15 protein-coding genes are annotated in these 15,951 nt (G+C 72.1%); 4 read left to right on the forward strand and 11 right to left on the reverse strand.

The window, feature by feature from the left end; all coding sequences use genetic code 11:
• The 6 genes from BUE29_RS05640 to BUE29_RS05665 form a co-directional block, all read right to left on the reverse strand.
• The gene (locus BUE29_RS05640; RefSeq protein ID WP_073387389.1) at positions 1 to 1,506 is read right to left on the reverse strand and encodes a cell division protein PerM; all 1,506 of its coding nucleotides are present in this window, start codon (positions 1,504 to 1,506) and stop codon (positions 1 to 3) included.
• Positions 1,507 to 1,596: 90 nt separating this feature from the next.
• Entirely contained in the window at positions 1,597 to 3,234 is a 1,638-nt protein-coding gene (locus BUE29_RS22745) for a hypothetical protein (protein WP_073387392.1), read from the reverse strand.
• A 183-nt stretch (positions 3,235 to 3,417) separates the two neighbouring features.
• A complete protein-coding gene (locus tag BUE29_RS22375; protein ID WP_073387395.1) occupies positions 3,418 to 4,191 on the reverse strand; it encodes a hypothetical protein in 774 nt (257 codons plus the stop codon).
• A 240-nt stretch (positions 4,192 to 4,431) separates the two neighbouring features.
• Complete coding sequence (gene sucD / locus BUE29_RS05655) at positions 4,432 to 5,307, reverse strand: succinate--CoA ligase subunit alpha (RefSeq protein WP_073387398.1); 876 nt, start codon at positions 5,305 to 5,307, stop codon at positions 4,432 to 4,434.
• A gap of 4 nt (positions 5,308 to 5,311) precedes the next feature.
• Positions 5,312 to 6,478 (reverse strand): ADP-forming succinate--CoA ligase subunit beta, encoded by a 1,167-nt coding sequence (gene sucC, locus BUE29_RS05660; protein WP_073387401.1) that lies wholly within the window; start codon positions 6,476 to 6,478, stop codon positions 5,312 to 5,314.
• Positions 6,479 to 6,584: 106 nt separating this feature from the next.
• Positions 6,585 to 6,992 (reverse strand): cobalamin-dependent protein, encoded by a 408-nt coding sequence (locus BUE29_RS05665; RefSeq protein ID WP_073389364.1) that lies wholly within the window; start codon positions 6,990 to 6,992, stop codon positions 6,585 to 6,587.
• Positions 6,993 to 7,054: 62 nt separating this feature from the next.
• On the opposite strand from BUE29_RS05665, the gene BUE29_RS05670 reads away from it, so the two are divergent.
• Positions 7,055 to 7,801, forward strand: a complete 747-nt coding sequence (locus BUE29_RS05670) for a VWA domain-containing protein (protein WP_073387404.1) — start codon at positions 7,055 to 7,057, stop codon at positions 7,799 to 7,801.
• Between the two features lie 7 nt (positions 7,802 to 7,808).
• Here the strand turns inward: BUE29_RS05670 and BUE29_RS05675 are convergent, their stop codons facing one another.
• Positions 7,809 to 8,384 carry a Uma2 family endonuclease gene (locus BUE29_RS05675; RefSeq protein WP_143168015.1) on the reverse strand — a complete coding sequence of 192 codons (576 nt, stop codon included), beginning with the start codon at positions 8,382 to 8,384 and terminating at the stop codon, positions 7,809 to 7,811.
• A gap of 94 nt (positions 8,385 to 8,478) precedes the next feature.
• Positions 8,479 to 10,806 carry a DNA helicase PcrA gene (pcrA, locus tag BUE29_RS05680; RefSeq protein ID WP_084180766.1) on the reverse strand — a complete coding sequence of 776 codons (2,328 nt, stop codon included), beginning with the start codon at positions 10,804 to 10,806 and terminating at the stop codon, positions 8,479 to 8,481.
• Positions 10,807 to 11,030: 224 nt separating this feature from the next.
• Between pcrA and BUE29_RS05685 the strand changes: the two genes are divergently transcribed.
• Positions 11,031 to 11,303, forward strand: coding sequence for a chorismate mutase (locus tag BUE29_RS05685; protein ID WP_084180767.1), 273 nt, complete (start codon positions 11,031 to 11,033; stop codon positions 11,301 to 11,303).
• Here the strand turns inward: BUE29_RS05685 and BUE29_RS05690 are convergent.
• Both BUE29_RS05690 and BUE29_RS05695 read right to left on the reverse strand, forming a co-directional pair.
• Entirely contained in the window at positions 11,300 to 11,938 is a 639-nt protein-coding gene (locus BUE29_RS05690) for a response regulator (RefSeq protein ID WP_073387407.1), read from the reverse strand. The two genes, BUE29_RS05685 and BUE29_RS05690, sit on opposite strands and share 4 nt — an antisense overlap.
• Positions 11,935 to 13,131 carry an ATP-binding protein gene (locus tag BUE29_RS05695; RefSeq protein WP_234971377.1) on the reverse strand — a complete coding sequence of 399 codons (1,197 nt, stop codon included), beginning with the start codon at positions 13,129 to 13,131 and terminating at the stop codon, positions 11,935 to 11,937. Before BUE29_RS05695 ends, BUE29_RS05690 begins: the two co-directional genes overlap by 4 nt.
• A gap of 124 nt (positions 13,132 to 13,255) precedes the next feature.
• Here BUE29_RS05695 and BUE29_RS05700 point away from each other — a divergent pair, with 124 nt between their 5' ends.
• The gene (locus tag BUE29_RS05700; RefSeq protein ID WP_073387410.1) at positions 13,256 to 14,521 is read left to right on the forward strand and encodes a PspC domain-containing protein; all 1,266 of its coding nucleotides are present in this window, start codon (positions 13,256 to 13,258) and stop codon (positions 14,519 to 14,521) included.
• A 176-nt stretch (positions 14,522 to 14,697) separates the two neighbouring features.
• Complete coding sequence (locus tag BUE29_RS22380; RefSeq protein ID WP_159440829.1) at positions 14,698 to 14,844, forward strand: hypothetical protein; 147 nt, start codon at positions 14,698 to 14,700, stop codon at positions 14,842 to 14,844.
• Positions 14,845 to 14,944: 100 nt separating this feature from the next.
• On the opposite strand, the gene BUE29_RS05705 is transcribed toward BUE29_RS22380, so the two are convergent.
• On the reverse strand, positions 14,945 to 15,820 hold the full coding sequence (locus tag BUE29_RS05705; RefSeq protein WP_073387413.1) for a TIR domain-containing protein: 876 nt from the start codon (positions 15,818 to 15,820) through the stop codon (positions 14,945 to 14,947).
• Between the last annotated feature and the right edge of the window lie 131 nt (positions 15,821 to 15,951).

Raw genomic sequence — 15,951 nt, forward strand, 5'->3', positions numbered from 1 at the left:
CTACCCGGCGAGGTCGCCGCGCCCGCGTCCGCGCGCGGTCCCCTCCCGGCGCTCGCCCTGGGCCTCGCCGTCGCCGCGGCGCGGCGCGGTCCGGCCGGCCCCGGCGGCGGCCGCCGGGTCGGTGGCGCCGTTCGCATCGTCCTCGTGGTCGGTGTCGGTGTCGTCGATGTCGTCGATGTCGTCGTCGGAGTCGGCGTCGTCGTACTGCTCGACCGAGGCGAGCGCGGCGAACGTGGCCCGCAGCCCCGGCCGCTGCGGCCCCTCGTGTCGACGCAGTGCCGCCACCGCGGCCCGGGCGGCGAGCAGCGCGGCCGCGACGGCTCCGGTCCACAGCGCGAGCAGCAGGCCGAAGCGCAGCGGCGGGACGCCGAGGGTCTGCAACCGGGCGGTCCCGACGCCCCCGCCGGCCAGCCAGGCGACGGCGGCACCGAGGACGGCGACGCCGGCCACCGCGCCCGCGGCGTCCCGCCAACGCTGCGACGGCGTGGTCGCGCGGCCGGCGAGGGCGGCGAGGCACGCGCCGGCGGCCAGCGGGGTGACGGCGGCGAGGATCCAGACGGGCGCGGCGGCACCGTCCCCCGTGGGCAGTGCGCCGAGGACGGGGAATGCGGGCACGAGGCCGGTGGTCGTCCCGGTGAGGCCCGCCGTCGTCCCGGTGCCGACCGCGAAGCCGGCGCCGGAGAGGTAGCCCGCGCCGGCCACGGTCGCGTTGGGTGCGGCGAGGACGCCGAGCAGGAGCACCGGCACGCCCGACCAGCCTCCGCCGACCTCGTGTGACAGCGCGGTCACCCGGTCGTGGTGCAGCACCAGGGCGCCGCCCACGAGCAGGGCGCCGGCGCTGAGGTGCACGGCGAGCGTCGCGCCGGCGACGCGCGCCGCGGTGATGAGCCACGGCGGGACGACCGCGACCAGCCCGTCGCCGAGCGCGCTGTGACGGAGGAGCGCGGGCCCCGCGATGACCGCGCTGAGCACGAAGCCGGCGACGAACGCGCCCGGGACGGACGCGCTGCTCGAGCCCAGCGTCGAGGCCGCGGCGAGCAGCGCGCAGGTGACCGCGAAGCTCCCGCACTGGGTCGCGAGCGCGACCAGCAGCGCGACGGGACGGTTCTCGCCGGCCTCCTCGGCCGCGCCGGCCACCGCGGTGGCCGCACGCCAGACGAACACCGCCGCCAGGGCGGTCAGCCCGAGGGGGACGAAGGACGTCGGCAGACCGTCGACCGTCACCCCGCCGTGCACGGCGGCGAGGAACGTGAGCGCCCCCGCCCGGATTGCCGATCCGGCACTGCCGGAGCCGCCCGAGGCGGGCAACCAGACCACCGCGACACCGGCGACGACGACGACGGCCGCGACGAGCGCGCTCGCGACGCCGGCCCAGGCCGCGGTGAGCGAAAGCGGCCGCGGCGTCGCGTCCCGGCCGGCCGGTCCGAACCGTCCACCCCGACCAGCCCGACCGGCGCGATCAGGATGTCGGGTGCCGCGCGGGTCGGACGGGCGCGGGACGGGCATCGTCCCAGGCTGGCAAACGGCACGGGTGAACGGCCGCAGACGCGCCGATGCCGGGACGCGTGTTCCGCGTCCCGGCATCGGTCGGTGGTGTCAGCTGCCGTACCCCGGCGGGGGCGGCGGCGGGTTCTGCCCGGGCTGGTGGGGTCCCTCGTCGTGGCCGCGATCGTACTGGCGGCCCTGGTCGAAGCCCTCCGGTCGCGAGAAGCGGGTCTCGTCGTCGGGAGCGGCGTCGGGGGCGGCGGCGTCCTGCCCACCGGACGGCGAGATCGCCGACGATCCGGAGCGCTCGCCCGACTCGGCCGACTCGCCGCGGCCGAAATGCTCGCTCGGGCCGAACGACTCGCTCCCCGGCCGGCTCGCGCCGGGCGAGGGCGGTGCGGCTGCGGCACCGGACTGCTGCGACGAGGAGCCGTAACCCGCCGGCGGTCCCTGCGGCGCCGACTGCGGCTGGCCGTACCCCGACGGCTGGCCCTGCGCGGCGGAGCCCTGAGTCGAGGAGCCCTGCGGCGGGCCGTAACCCGACGGCGCACCCTGCTGCCCCGGCGGCGGGCCGTAACCCGACGGCGGGCCCTGCTGCCCCTGCTGCTGCGACGACGATCCCTGCGGGCCAGACGGGGGCGGGCCGTAACCCGAGGGCGGCTGACCGTAGCCGCCGCCCTGCTGCGCGGGCTGACCGAAGCCGCCGCCCTGCGAGGACTGGCCGTAACCGCCCTGCTGCGGCTGGCCGTAGCCGCCCTGCTGCGGCTGGCCGTACCCGGGCTGCTGACCCTGCGGCTGACCCTGCGAGCCGCCGCCGTACCCGCCCTGCGCGCCGTAACCGGGCGGCGGGCCGTAGCCGCTCCCGCCCGCGCCACCGGCGCCGAGGTCGCCGCTGAGCACCTTGGAGATGTCGCCGCCGGTCTGCTGGAAGCCCAGGAAGGAGACCACCGCGCCGATCACGAGCAGGGCCAGCACGACCCAGTACGAGAAGCCGTGACCCTCGTCGACGACCTCGTCGTACGCGCCGCCGCCGCCGTTGAGGTCGGGGACGAGGAAGAGCGCCAGCACGGTGGAGATCACGGCCAGGACGAACGCACCCAGTGCGATCAATCGTGCCGGGACGGGGAGGCGGACGTGCGGGGCGAAGACGGCGACCGCGACGGCCGCAGCACCCACCAGGGCGAGCAGCACGCCGAACCAGCCGAAGAAGCCGTTCCAGGCACCCTCGGTCTCGCTCTCACCGGAGTAGGAGCCCTTGCCCGAGTAGGAGTAGTAGGCGAAGAAGGAGAAGATGAAGGCGAGCAGACCCGCGCCGATCGCGGCCCAGTCGAGCGGGTTGACCGCCGCGAGGTCGACACCCCCCGACCGCCTCGCCGGCTGGCCGTACCCGCCGCCCTGCTGCGGCTGGCCGTAGCCGCCCTGCTGCGGCTGGCCATAGCCGCCACCCTGCTGCGGCTGGCCATAGCCGCCCTGCTGCGGCTGGCCATAGCCACCGCCCTGCTGCGGCTGGCCATAGCCGCCCTGCTGCGGCTGGCCATAGCCACCCTGCTGCGGTTGGCCATAGCCACCGCCCTGCTGCGGCTGGCCATGCCCGCCGCCCTGCTGCGGCGGGCCCTGGGGCGGCTGCCCGTACCCGCCGGGCGGCGACTGCGGCGACTGCGGCGGCGGGCCGTAGCCGCCCTGCGGCGGGCCGTACCCACCGCCCGACGGCGGGCCGGGGGGCGGGTTGCCGGGGGGACCGTAGGTCATCGGACCGGTTCCTCTCTGCAGCGTGAGAACGCCTGAACACGTTCGACCGACCCTAGGGCAACGGGGCGGACCTGTCCGACTTACCCGTGGGGAGTGGTTCCCACACGCGGCCACACGCGCGGAAGACGCGAAGCCGGAGCGCGTGGCGGCGCTCCGGCTTCGCGGACGTTCGGGGAGCCCCGATCAGCGGGGCGGGCCGTATCCCGGCGGGGGCGGCGGCGGGGTGCCACCGGCAGGCGGGGGCGGGGTGCCCCCCGCGGGCGGCGGCGGGGTGCCACCGCCGGCCGGCGGCCCGTACCCGGACGGGGGCGGCGTCACGCCACCGGGCGGCGGCGTGGCGGCGCCACCCTGCGGCGGCGTGGCGGTGCCGCCGGCGATGCCGCCCTGCGGTCCGTAGCCGCCGATGTTCGGGACCCTGCCCTGCAGGTTGGCCGGCAGCTGGCCCCCGGTGGCCTGGAAGCGCATCAGGGCGAGCGCCGTGCCGGCGATCGCGAGGACGAGCGTGGCCCAGTAGCCGAAACCGTGACCCTCGTCGACGGCTGCGTCGTACCCCGCCCCACCCACACCGGCGTAGTTCGGGACGTAGAACAGCTGGATGACGAGCAGCACCACGGCCAGCGCGAAGGCGCCAAGCGCGATCAGCCGGCCCGGGACGGGCAGCGACACCTGCGGCGCGAAGAGCACGAGCGCGGTCGCCGCGGTGCCGGCGATGATGAGCAGGATCGCGAGGAGGCTGACGAACCCGCTCCACGCACTCTCGCTCAACGACTCCCCCAGCCCCGCCTTCGAGGAGTAGGTGAAGAAGCTGATGAACGAGAAGATGAAGGCGAGCACCCCGGCGCCGATGATCCCCCAGTCGAGCGGGTTCACCGACTTCGGGTCGAACCCGGCCGGCCGGCCGGCGGGCGGGGGCGGCGGTGTGCCCCCGGGCGGCGGTGGGGGTGACTGGTAGGTCATGACGTTCTCCTCGACGGCGGAACCTGGCGATTTCCTGAACGGAAGCTAGCGCCCCTGACCGCCGAACGAAACCGGCCACGCCGCGCCGGGAACGTCCGCGTGGCGAAGTCGCCGATCGCACCGACGGTCGAAGCGGGACGAACCGGGCGAAGGCCGCCGCGGGCCGCCGCGGGCCGCCGCGGGCCGCCGCACCTCGTCGATCGGCCCGGCCCGGCGGCCGGAGCCGCCGGGCCGGACGGGTCAGCCCAGCAGTTCGCGCATGAGCGCCGCGGTCTCGCTCGGCGTCTTGCCGACCTTGACCCCGGCCGCCTCCAGCGCCTCCTTCTTGGCCGCCGCGGTGCCCGACGAGCCGGAGACGATCGCGCCGGCGTGCCCCATCGTCTTGCCCTCGGGCGCGGTGAATCCGGCGACGTAGCCGACGACGGGCTTCGTCACGTGCTCCTTGATGTAGGCCGCGGCGCGTTCCTCGGCGTCGCCCCCGATCTCGCCGATCATGACGATCGCCTGCGTGTCGGGGTCGTTCTCGAACGCCTCGAGCGCGTCGATGTGCGTGGTGCCGATGATCGGGTCGCCGCCGATGCCGATGGCGGTCGAGAAGCCGTGGTCCTTCAGCTCGTACATCATCTGGTAGGTCAGCGTGCCGGACTTCGACACGAGGCCGATGGGGCCCTTGCCCGCGATCGTGTGCGGCGTGATTCCGGCGAGCGACTCGCCGGGCGTGATGATGCCGGGACAGTTCGGGCCGATCATGCGGGTGTCCTTGCCCTGCAGGTAGGACCACACCTCGGCGGTGTCCTGCACGGGAACGCCCTCGGTGATGACGACGAGCAGGCCGATGCCGGCGTCGATGGCCTCGATGCAGGCGTCCTTGGTGAAGGCCGGCGGCACGAAGACGACGGAGACGTCGGCGCCGGTCTCGGCGATCGCCTCCTTCACCGTCCCGTACACCGGCAGGTCCTTGCCGCCCAGCTCGACGCTCGTGCCGGCCTTGCGCGCATTGACGCCGCCGACGATGTTCGAGCCGGCGTCGAGCATCAGCGTGGTGTGCTTCGAGCCCATCCCGCCGGTGATGCCCTGGACGATGATCTTGGAGTCCTTGTTCAGGTAGATCGACATCGGTTCAGCCCTTCGCAGCCAGCTCGGCGGCCTTGTCGGCCGCGCCGTCCATGGTGTCGACCTGGGTGACGAGCGGATGGTTCAACTCGTCCAGGATGGCCCGGCCCTTGTCGACGTTGTTGCCGTCCAGCCGCACGACGAGCGGCTTGGTCGCCTGGTCGCCGAGGATCTCCAGCGCGCCCTTGATGCCGTTGGCGACCTCGTCGCAGGCGGTGATGCCGCCGAAGACGTTGACGAAGACGCTCTTGACCTGCGTGTCGCCGAGGATGACGTCCAGCCCGTCGGCCATCACCTGCGCGTTGGCGCCGCCGCCGATGTCGAGGAAGTTCGCGGGCTTCACCCCGTCGTGCTTCTCGCCGGCGTACGCGACGACGTCGAGCGTGCTCATGACCAGGCCGGCGCCGTTGCCGATGATGCCGACCGCGCCGTCGAGCTTGACGTAGTTGAGGTGCTTCTCCTTGGCCTTCAGCTCGAGCGGGTCCGTGGCGCTCAGGTCGGCGAACTCGGTGTTCTTCGGCTGCCGGAAGTCGGCGTTGTCGTCCAGGCTCACCTTGCCGTCGAGCGCGACGATGCTGCCGTCGCCGACCTTGGCCAGCGGGTTGACCTCGACGAGGGTCGCGTCCTGCTTGACGAAGACGTCCCACAGCTTCACGAGCACGTCGGCGACCTGGTCGACGAGCTCGGCGGGGAACTTCGCGGCGCGGGCGATCTCCTGACCCTTGGCGAGGTCGACACCCTGCAGCGCGTCGACGGGCACCTTGGCGAGCGCGTCCGGCCGCTCGACGGCGAGCTGCTCGATCTCCATGCCGCCCTCGTAGGACGCCATGGCCAGGAAGGTGCGGTTCGAGCGGTCGAGCAGGTAGGAGACGTAGTACTCCTCCTGGATGTCCGCGCCGGGGTCGACGAGCACCCGGTGCACGGTGTGGCCCTTGATGTCCATGCCGAGGATCTGCTCGGCGTTGGCGCGTGCGTCGTCGGCGGTCTTCGCGACCTTGACGCCGCCGGCCTTGCCGCGTCCGCCGATCTTCACCTGTGCCTTGACGACGGTGACGCCGCCGATGCGCTCGGCGATCGCCTGCGCCTCGTCCGGCGTCGTGGCGACCTCGCCGAGGCTCACGGGTACCCCGTGCTCCTGGAACAACTGCTTGGCCTGGTACTCGAACAGATCCACGCTGACACGTCCTCATCCACGACAGTCGATATCGAAGCCAACTTTCCGACCCTAGCCACCGCCCGCGAGGCGGGGTCGGCGGCTGAGACTCGATTCACGCGCCCCGTCAGCCGGGCTCCGCCGACACGAGGTTCCGGCGTATCCAGTCGACGACGTCGTCGCGGTCGGCGCCGCCGGGCACGAACACCGCCGCGGCGCCGGGATCCGCAGGTCCGGCGACGCCCGCGGGGTCGGCGCCGACGAAGACCACCACGTCCTCGGCCCCCTCCTCGGCGAGCAGCGTGACGATCTCGGCGGGCAGCGACGCCGCGGCGGGCACGGCGAGCCCGAGCGCCGCCGCGTCCTCCTGGATCACGGTGCGCACGATCTGCGCGGCGGTCTGCCCACCACCGGTGTAGACGACCTCGGTGCCCGCGTCCCGCAGCGCGTGCGCCATGGCCGTCGCCCCGCGATCCTGGTCCTCGGCACCCGCGTGCGCGACGACGATGCGCAGACGGTGCGCACTGACTGCCACCGCCGCAGCGTATTCCCGCGCCCGGGTGACGTCACCCGGGTCGTCGGGCATGATCACCGGCCATGACGATCTCTCTGGAGAAGCGGACGTCGGACGCCGAGGCCTCGCTGATCAGCCTGTTGAAGAAGGAACAGGACCGCGGCACCGACCTGGGCGAGCTCGTCGCTCAGGTCGAGATCGCGATCGACTTCTCCGGCTCGATGAACAGGCGCTACAAGAACGGCGAGGTGCAGGCCGTCGTCGAGCGCGCTCTGGCGCTGAGCCTGTCGGGCCTGGACGACGACGGCGTGGTGCCCGTCCACTTCTTCCACAGCAGCGGCTTCCCGCCCGAGCTGGTCGACCGGGACAACTACCAGGGCTTCGTGGACGCGTGGGCGGGCCGGCACCGGATGGGCGGCACCGCCTACGCCCCGACGATCCGCGCCGTCCTCGACGGCACCGCGAAGAAGAAGCGGCTGTTCGGCCGCTCCCGCCCGGACACCGACGCGCTGGAGGCGGAGAAGGACGCGCCGCCGAAGTTCGTCCTGTTCGTCACCGACGGCGCGCCGAGCGACCGTGGCGAGACCACCCGGCTGCTCGTCGAGGCGGCCGGCCGGCCCGTCTTCTGGCAGTTCGTCGGGCTCGGCTACTCGCCCTCGTTCCTGCGAAAGCTCGACGACATGGGCAACCGGGTCGTCGACAACGTCGGTCTGACCGAGTACGAGGACACCCTCGAGATGACCGACCAGCAGTTCTTCGACGACATCATCGGCGAGTTCTTCGGCAGCTGGCTGCCCGAGGCACGGCGGCTCGGCATCACCCGCCGCTGAGCGCGCGTCAGGCCGGCAGCAGCCCCGCGACATCGAGGTCGACGGCGAACGGCTCGGTGACGCGTGCGGTCTCGCCGGCCCGCCAGGAGCCGGCCGGTGCGTACACCCCGTCGACCAGCCGGTAGGCGTGCAGCACGAGCGGCGAGGTCTCGATGCGCCAGAAGTGCGGGATGCCGGCGGCCGCGTACTGCGCGGGCTTGGTGATCCGGTCGGTGGTGACGGAACTCGGCGACTCGACCTCGACGGCGAGCAGGACGTCGCCCGGCTGCGTCGTGGCGTCGTGGCGGCCGAAGACCCGATCGGCGACGACGGTGACGTCGGTGACGCGGTACGAGCGGCCGATGCCGATGCCCACGGCACCGATGGCCCGATGCCCGGCGGGAACCGCCGCACCCAACGCGACGATCAGCTTCGCGACGACGAGCTCGTGGCGCGGCGTCGACTGCGGGCTCACGAGAAGAACCCCGTCGACGATCTCGAAGCGACGCCAGTCGAGATCGTGGTCGCGCGGCTCGGCGAGCAGCGCGTGCAGGGTCTCGGGCGTCCACTCCCGCCGCTCGATGAGGTCGAACACCGCTGACATGCGCACCACCGCCCCTTCGGCTCCAGTCTGACCGGCACCGCGCCATCCTGGCTACTCCCGGCCGATGCCGTAGGAGCCTGTGGACAACCTCGCGTCAGAGCTTCTGGACGGGTGCGTAGCGCAGCATCAACCACTTCAGGCCGGTGTCGCCACCGAAGTCGATCTGGGCCTGCGAGCCCTCACCCGTGCCGCGGGTCGCGACGACGGTGCCCATGCCGAACGAGTCGTGCGTGACCCGGTCGCCGGCGTCGAGCGACGGAATCGCCCGGTTGCCGACACCGCCACGGGCCCGGCCGGAGGCGGCCAGCTGCTCCTGCGCCGAGGGACGGCGCGGGCGGGCGCGGTAGCCGTGGTCGCCGTACCGCGACGGGCTCTCCCGCTCGTCGCCGTAGCTGTTGACGAACGGGGCGCGGTCGACGGCGCCGGTCCAGGCAGCGAGCTCGGGGGGCACCTCGTCGAGGAAGCGCGACGGCGGGTTCCACTGCGGCGCGCCCCACGCCGAGCGCGACAGCGCCCGGGACAGGTACAGCCGCGACTGCGCGCGGGTGATGCCGACGTAGGCGAGGCGGCGCTCCTCGGCCATCTCGCCCGGGTCGCCGAGCGTGCGCATGTGCGGGAAGACGCCGTCCTCGAGGCCGGTCAGGAACACGACCGGGAACTCGAGCCCCTTCGCGGTGTGCAGCGTCATCAAGGTGACGACGCCGCCGTCTGCGTCGGGGATGGAGTCGGCGTCGGCGACGAGCGACACCTGCTCCAGGAACGCGTCGAGGGTGGGCTCCTCGTCAGCCGCCGCGCGCTGCTCCTCGAACTCGCGCGCCACGTTGATGAGCTCGCGCAGGTTGTCGACACGCGACTCGTCCTGGGGGTCGCGCGACGCCTCGAGCTCGCGCAGGTAGCCCGTGCGGTCGAGCACGGCCTCGAGGATCGCACCGGGGACGCCGTCCGGCCCGGCGGCGATGCCGCGGAACTCCGTCATGAGCGCCGTGAAGTCCTGGATGGCATTGAGCGAGCGCGGCGCGAGGCCGGGCACGACGTCGGCCCGCTCGAGCGCGGCACCGAACGAGATGCGCTCCTGCTCGGCGAAGATCTCGACGCACGCCTCGGCCCGGTCGCCGATGCCACGCCGCGGGGTGTTGAGGATGCGGCGCAACGAGACGACGTCGTCGGGGTTCGAGATGACCCGCAGGTAGGCCAGCGCGTCGCGGATCTCCTTGCGTTCGTAGAAGCGGACGCCACCGACCACGCGGTACGGCAGGCCGACCCGGATGAACACCTCCTCGAACACACGACTTTGCGCGTTGGTGCGATAAAAGACGGCGACGTCCTGCGACTTGGCGTCGCCGGCGTCGGCCAGCTCGTCTATTCGCTGCGCCACCCACGCGGCCTCGTCGTGCTCGTTCTCGGCGACGTAGCCCGCGATCTTCTCGCCCTGGCCGGCGTCGGACCAGAGGTTCTTCGGCCGCCGGTCGGCGTTGCGGCTGATGACGGCGTTGGCCGCGTTGAGGATCGTCTGCGTGGAGCGGTAGTTCTGCTCGAGCAGGATCGTCGTGGCCTCGGGGTAGTCGCGCTCGAACTCGAGGATGTTGCGGATCGACGCGCCACGGAAGGCGTAGATCGACTGGTCGGCGTCACCCACGACGGCGAGCTCGGCCGGCTCGTACGGCGCCTTCGGCTCGGGCATGGTCAGCTCGCGCACCAACGTGTACTGCGCGTGGTTGGTGTCCTGGTACTCGTCGACGAGCACGTGCCGGAACCGCCGCCGGTAGTGGTCGGCCACGTCGGGGAAGTTCTGCAGCAGGTGCACCGACGTCATGATCAGGTCGTCGAAGTCCAACGCGTGCGAGTCACGCAACCGGGCCTGATAGCGGGTGTAGACGTCGGCGAGCACCTTCTCGGTGGCGTTGGTCGCCTTGTCGGCCCAGGCCACGGGCGTGACCAGCTCGTTCTTCAGATTGCTCACCTGCGCGGCGAGGGAGCGGGCCGGGTAGCGCTTCGTGTCGAGGTCGAGCTCGCGCGCCACCATGGTCATCAGCCGGCGCGAGTCGTCGGCGTCGTAGATGGAGAACGACGTCTTGAGCTCGAGATGCCTCGCCTCGGCGCGCAGCAGGCGGACGCACATCGAGTGGAACGTCGACACCCACATCGCCTTCGCGCGGCTGCCGACCAGCGCCCCCACGCGATGCTTCATCTCCCCTGCGGCCTTGTTGGTGAAGGTGATCGCGAGGATCTGCCCCGGAGTGGCGCCGCGCTCGGCGAGCAGATAGGCGACGCGGTGGGTGAGGACGCGGGTCTTGCCCGATCCGGCGCCGGCCACGATCAACAGCGGGCCGCCCTCGTGAACGACCGCGGCCCGCTGCTGCGGGTTGAGGCCGTCGAGCAGGGCACTCGGCTTCGTCGGGGTGAACAGGGCGGGCTGGCTCATCGCGTCTCCAGCCTACGGCGGGGCACCGTCAGCGTGCGGCTTGCCGACCGCCGCGCGCGCGTGTCAGGATGGTCTCGTGTCCAGCACCGTCCGATTTTCCTACGGGTACCACCGTCCGGTGCCCGTCGCTGCTGGCTGATCGATCGACCAACCGACGCCCCGGGCCCGAGCCCGGGGCGTTTCGCATGTCCGGGCCGGCCCGCCCACCAGATTAAGGAACACCGATGTCCGTGACCGAGATGAGCGCCGAGGCCGAGCTCGACACCATCCCCGTGCTGCGCCGCCAGATCGACAGCCTCGACGAGGCCATCATGCGGTTGGTCGCGGAGCGGGCGAAGCTCTCGACGCGGGTCCAGACCGCTCGCATGAGCGCCGGCGGGACCCGCGTCCAGCTCGGCCGCGAACGCGTGATCATGGACGCCTACCGCACCGGCCTCGGTGCGCACGGGCCCGAGCTCGCCGACGCCGTCCTGCGCGTCTGCCGCGGCACCCGCTAGAGCATCCGGCGGTCCGCAGCCCAGCGCGTGAGCTGGTGACGGTTGCTGAGCTGCAGCTTGCGCAGGACGTTCGAGGCGTGGGTCTCGACGGTCTTGATCGAGATGAACAGCTCCGCCGCGATCTCCTTGTAGGCGTAACCGCGCGCGAGCAGGCGGAGCACCTCGCGCTCGCGCGGCGTCAGCTGGTCGATCTCCGGGTCGATCGACGGCGCGACCGGCGCGTCGCGGAAGGCGTCCAGCACGAATCCGGCGAGCCGGGGGCTGAAGACGACGTCGCCGTCGGCGACCCGCTCGACCGCGTCGGCGAGCTCGCCGGCCGAGATCGTCTTGGTCACGTACCCGCGGGCGCCCGCCCGGATCACCGCGATCACGTCCTCGGCCGCGTCGGACACCGACAGCGCCAGGAATCGCGTGGCGGGCGCGGAGTCGCGCACCGCCTCGAGCACCGCGAGCCCACCCCCGTCGGGCATGTGGACGTCGAGCAGCACGACGTCGGGACGATGCTGCGCGATGGCTGCCAGCGCCTCGGCCACCGAACCGGCCTCGCCCAGCACCGAGACGCGTCCACCCAGCTCGGCACGCACCCCGGCGCGGAACATCGCGTGGTCGTCGACCAGCACCACCGTGGCGCTCATGAGTCCTCCTCGTTCCCGACCGGCATCCGGATCACGACCTCGGTACCGGTGCCCTGCACGGATCGCAGCCGCACCGTCCCACCGTGTCGTTCCACCCGGCCGATGATCGAACCACGCACGCCCTGCCTGTCCTCGGCGACGTCGGCCATCTCGAAGCCCGAGCCGCGGTCCTTGACGAACACCGCGGCCTCGCGGTCCTCGATCTCGGCGTACAGCGACATGCTCTCGACGCCGGAGTGCTTCGCGGCGTTCACGAGCGCCTCGCGCGTCGCGTCGGCCGCGGCCCGCAACCGGTCGTCGAGGCGCACGTCGCCCACCACCACGACCTCGACCGAGACGGCGTAGGCGTCCTCGACCTCGGCCGCGACCGCGCGCAGCCGCTCGCCGAACTGCCCGTGCGTCGACGGCGAGTCGTACAGCATCCCCCGCAGGTCGCGCTCCTGGCCCCGCGCGAGCCGGAGCACCTCGCGCGGGGACTCGGCGTTGCGCTGGATCAGGGCGAGGGTCTGCAACACCGAGTCGTGCAGCCGCGCGGCGATGTCGGCGCGTTCCTGAGTCCGGATGCGCTCCTCGCGTTCGGTCGAGAGCTGCCCGACGAGCCGCACCCACCACGGCCCGGTGATCAGGGCGACGCCCACCACGGTGACGAGGACGGCGATGGTGCCGTCCCGTACCGCGGTGACGTCGGCCCGGGCCAGCACCAGGACGCCACCCGCCACGACGAGGCCGGCACCGGCGGCGAGGCGGGCGCGACCCACCCGGTCGCCCGAGCCCGCGACCAGCGAGTGGCGCGACAGCGAGATCATCCGGGTGCGGTCGGTCTCGGAGGCCTGCCGCCAGATCAGCGCGCCGCCGATGCAGGCCAGCATCACCGGCACCACCACGCCGGCCTGCGGCAGCGACTCGCCGGCGATGCCCACGCACACCAGGCCGATGACGACCGCGAGGACGTGCTCGAGCCACCGGGCCACGCGCGGCCGGTCGGGCCGGCCCGCCACGGGCAGGACGATGTAGTAGACGCCGTACAGCGCGACCCCCAGCCCGCCGGCCGGGGCCAGGGCCACGAAGGCCAGCCGGATCGCCCACGTCGGGATGCCGACGTGGTCGGCGATCGCGGCGGCGACGCCGAGCACGCGGCCCCCGCCGGGCCGCCGCGTCAGGCGTCGGGCCGGTGGTGCGGCGGCGGTGGTCACCGGACCATGATTGCGGGCGTGCTCGTGCCCGCGCATCAGGTGACGCCCCCGGGGCCGATTTCAGGGTCGGCGTCAGGGCCGCGCCCGATGCGCACGGCGGCCGCGCCGGGGCAGCCTCGGTGCCATGACCACGACTGACGTGCCCGAGACCCCGACGACACCGCCGTCGGGACGCGTGCTGCGCCGCAGCCGCGCCGGTCGCGTCGGGGCGGGCGTCGCCGGCGGGTTGGGCGAGTACTTCGGCGTCGACCCGGTGCTGTTCCGGGTGCTCTTCGCGACGTCCGCCTTCTTCGGCGGCGCGGGGATCCTCGCCTACCTGCTCGCCTGGGCGGCCATCCCCGAGCAGGGGACCGCACGGGCACCGATCGACGGCATGCTCGCCGAGCTGCGCCGCCGGCGGGTGCCGCCGTGGGCCGTCGCGGTCGCGATCGGCCTGCTCGTGTGGGCGGTGGCGTTCAGCTGGTGGGCGCCGGGGCCGTTCGTCCCGGTCGTCGCGGTCGTCGTCGTGATCGTCGTGCTCTTCGGCCGGCGGGACCTGCAGGGCCGGTCGGCTGCCGCCCCGGTCGCCCCGGCCGGTGCCGATCCCGCCGCCGGCGCGACGGTCGACCTGACCAAGCACGTCACCGCGGGAGCCGCGGCTCCCGCGAGCCCTGCCACGCCGACGACACCGACCACGCCGCCCGCCACGCCGATGAGCCCGTCGACACCGACCTGGGTGGGTGACGTCCGGTCGTGGTGGGACGAGTCCCGCGAGGCGTCACGCCGGCGACGGCGCCGGGCGCTGCCGGTGAAGATCGCCGCGCTCGGCGGCCTCGCCGCGTCCCTCGTCGTCCTCGGCATCGTCGACGCCGCGTCGGGCATCGCCCTGCCCGTCTACTTCTGGACGGCGCTGGGCTTCGTCGGCGCCGGGCTGCTGGTGGGGGCGGCGTTGCGTCGGGCACCGTGGTCGATCGCCGCGTTGCTGCCGGTCACCGTGGCCGGTCTCGTCGCCTTCGCCGGCAGCCACGCGAGCCTGCACGACGGTGCCGGCGACCGGGTCTGGCGTCCCACGGACGTCCCCGTCCGCGAGTACCGGCTCGCCTTCGGGCAGGGCGTGCTGGACCTGCGCTCGCTGCCCGCCCAGACCACGGCGCGCACGGTGCGCGTCACCGCCGCCGCGGGACGGATCCGGGTGCTCCTCCCCCGCACCGCGAACGTGGAGGTCGTGGCCAACGTCCACCTCGGTCGCGTCAGCACGCCCGACGACGGGCGGCGCGACGGCTACTACGACGACGACGTGGAGGGCGTCGGGCTGCGGCAGAGCGTGCTGCCGCCGGCCGGCGCGACCGGCGCGCGGACCACCGTCGACGTCCACCTCGCCGACGGGCAGGTCGACGTGATTCGGGACTGATCGTGGTCAGGGACTGATCGTGGTCAGGGACTGATCGTGGTCAGGGACTGATCGTGGTCAGGGACTGATCGCGCCGTCCCCGAACCGAAAGGCCCGTTGCCCGGCACGGAACGGGCGACGTAGCGCCGGGACCGGTCGACACAACACGTGCGGTGCTGCTCGGAAGGGCGTTGCGCGTGCCCACCAGTCTCAACGACGTCGTCCGGTGGTGGAGCCTGCACGAGACCACCGGACGCGACCGCCTTGCCGCCACCCCGGCCGACCCCTCGCGGCGGCCGGAGCGCCGCCGCGAGGATCCGAGGCCGGTCAGCCCGCGCGGGTGAGGACGGCGCCAGATCGGCGCACCGACCAGCGCCTTCTGCAGGACCATGGCCCACCGTCTACCGCATCTCAAGACCTTGGAACGCACCCACCGCGGCGACGTTACGGATAGAGGCCCTCGCGTCGCAATACGGCGAGAATGTCGCCCGTTCTTGCCAATATCCGCCCCCGCTCAAATGACATATAGACGATTCCCGCTACGTTTGAGAAATGCTCTACACCTTCTTCTACCATTAGAATTGCCCGGTGGTACCCGAGGCGTCCCTGAAAAAGGCCCGCTTCGTGAATGACGTTCTGCCGAGCCCGGAATGTATGGTCGGATTGTTCGTCTTCTGCCGTCATTACGAGCAATGCGAAATCAGCTGATTGAAGCATTTCGGAGATTACATCGCGAACCGCGTGCCCTTCACGCGCACCCGACTCAAAAGCGATTATGTCGATATCGTGTTTGTCGCGAAGATCGGCTTGCAACTCGCGCCAGTCGGGTGCCCCGCCGTGGCCGAGGAAGATCTTTGACTTCGCGCGCTTCTTCGGAACCTGGCTTCCCGGAAGACGCGCATCGTTATCGAGCGTTTGCAGTAGTCTCAGACCGTGAACCCGTTCGGCGACTTCAATATTGACGATTGTAGATGCAGGTCCGATCGACGTCTGCATGACCAATCGAGGAGCGCGGAGACTAAAATCTGGAAGTGATGAACGCCAATATAGGCCGAATATGTATTGACTGAAGCCGGCCTTATAGGCCGCCACGTACTCGTCGATAGAGTCGTAGTCCCAGTACTCACCGTCTCGGGTCACAGAGAGGTGGGTATCCAGCTCGGCCTCCTCGCGAAAACTTAGACGTCTTTCACCGCGGGCAGCCTTCTCAAGACCTTCATCTTCCCACCTTCGCATCAAGTCTTGAAACTGAACGAATAGGGCCGAAAATATCGAACTAGAAAATCGGATATCCTCGTAGGACTTCTTGACTTCGAGCATCGGCGAGCCTGACATGGGGCAGTCTTACGCCCCTCCGGGGTTATCAGCAACTCGAGCACGCCGCGGATTTGGAGCTCTGTCCGTAGCTGCCCTGGCTCCACGCTGTCCTTCCTGGCAAGCATTTGCGACAG

Source organism: Jatrophihabitans endophyticus, assembly GCF_900129455.1.
Taxonomy (GTDB): Bacteria; Actinomycetota; Actinomycetes; order Mycobacteriales; family Jatrophihabitantaceae; genus Jatrophihabitans; species Jatrophihabitans endophyticus.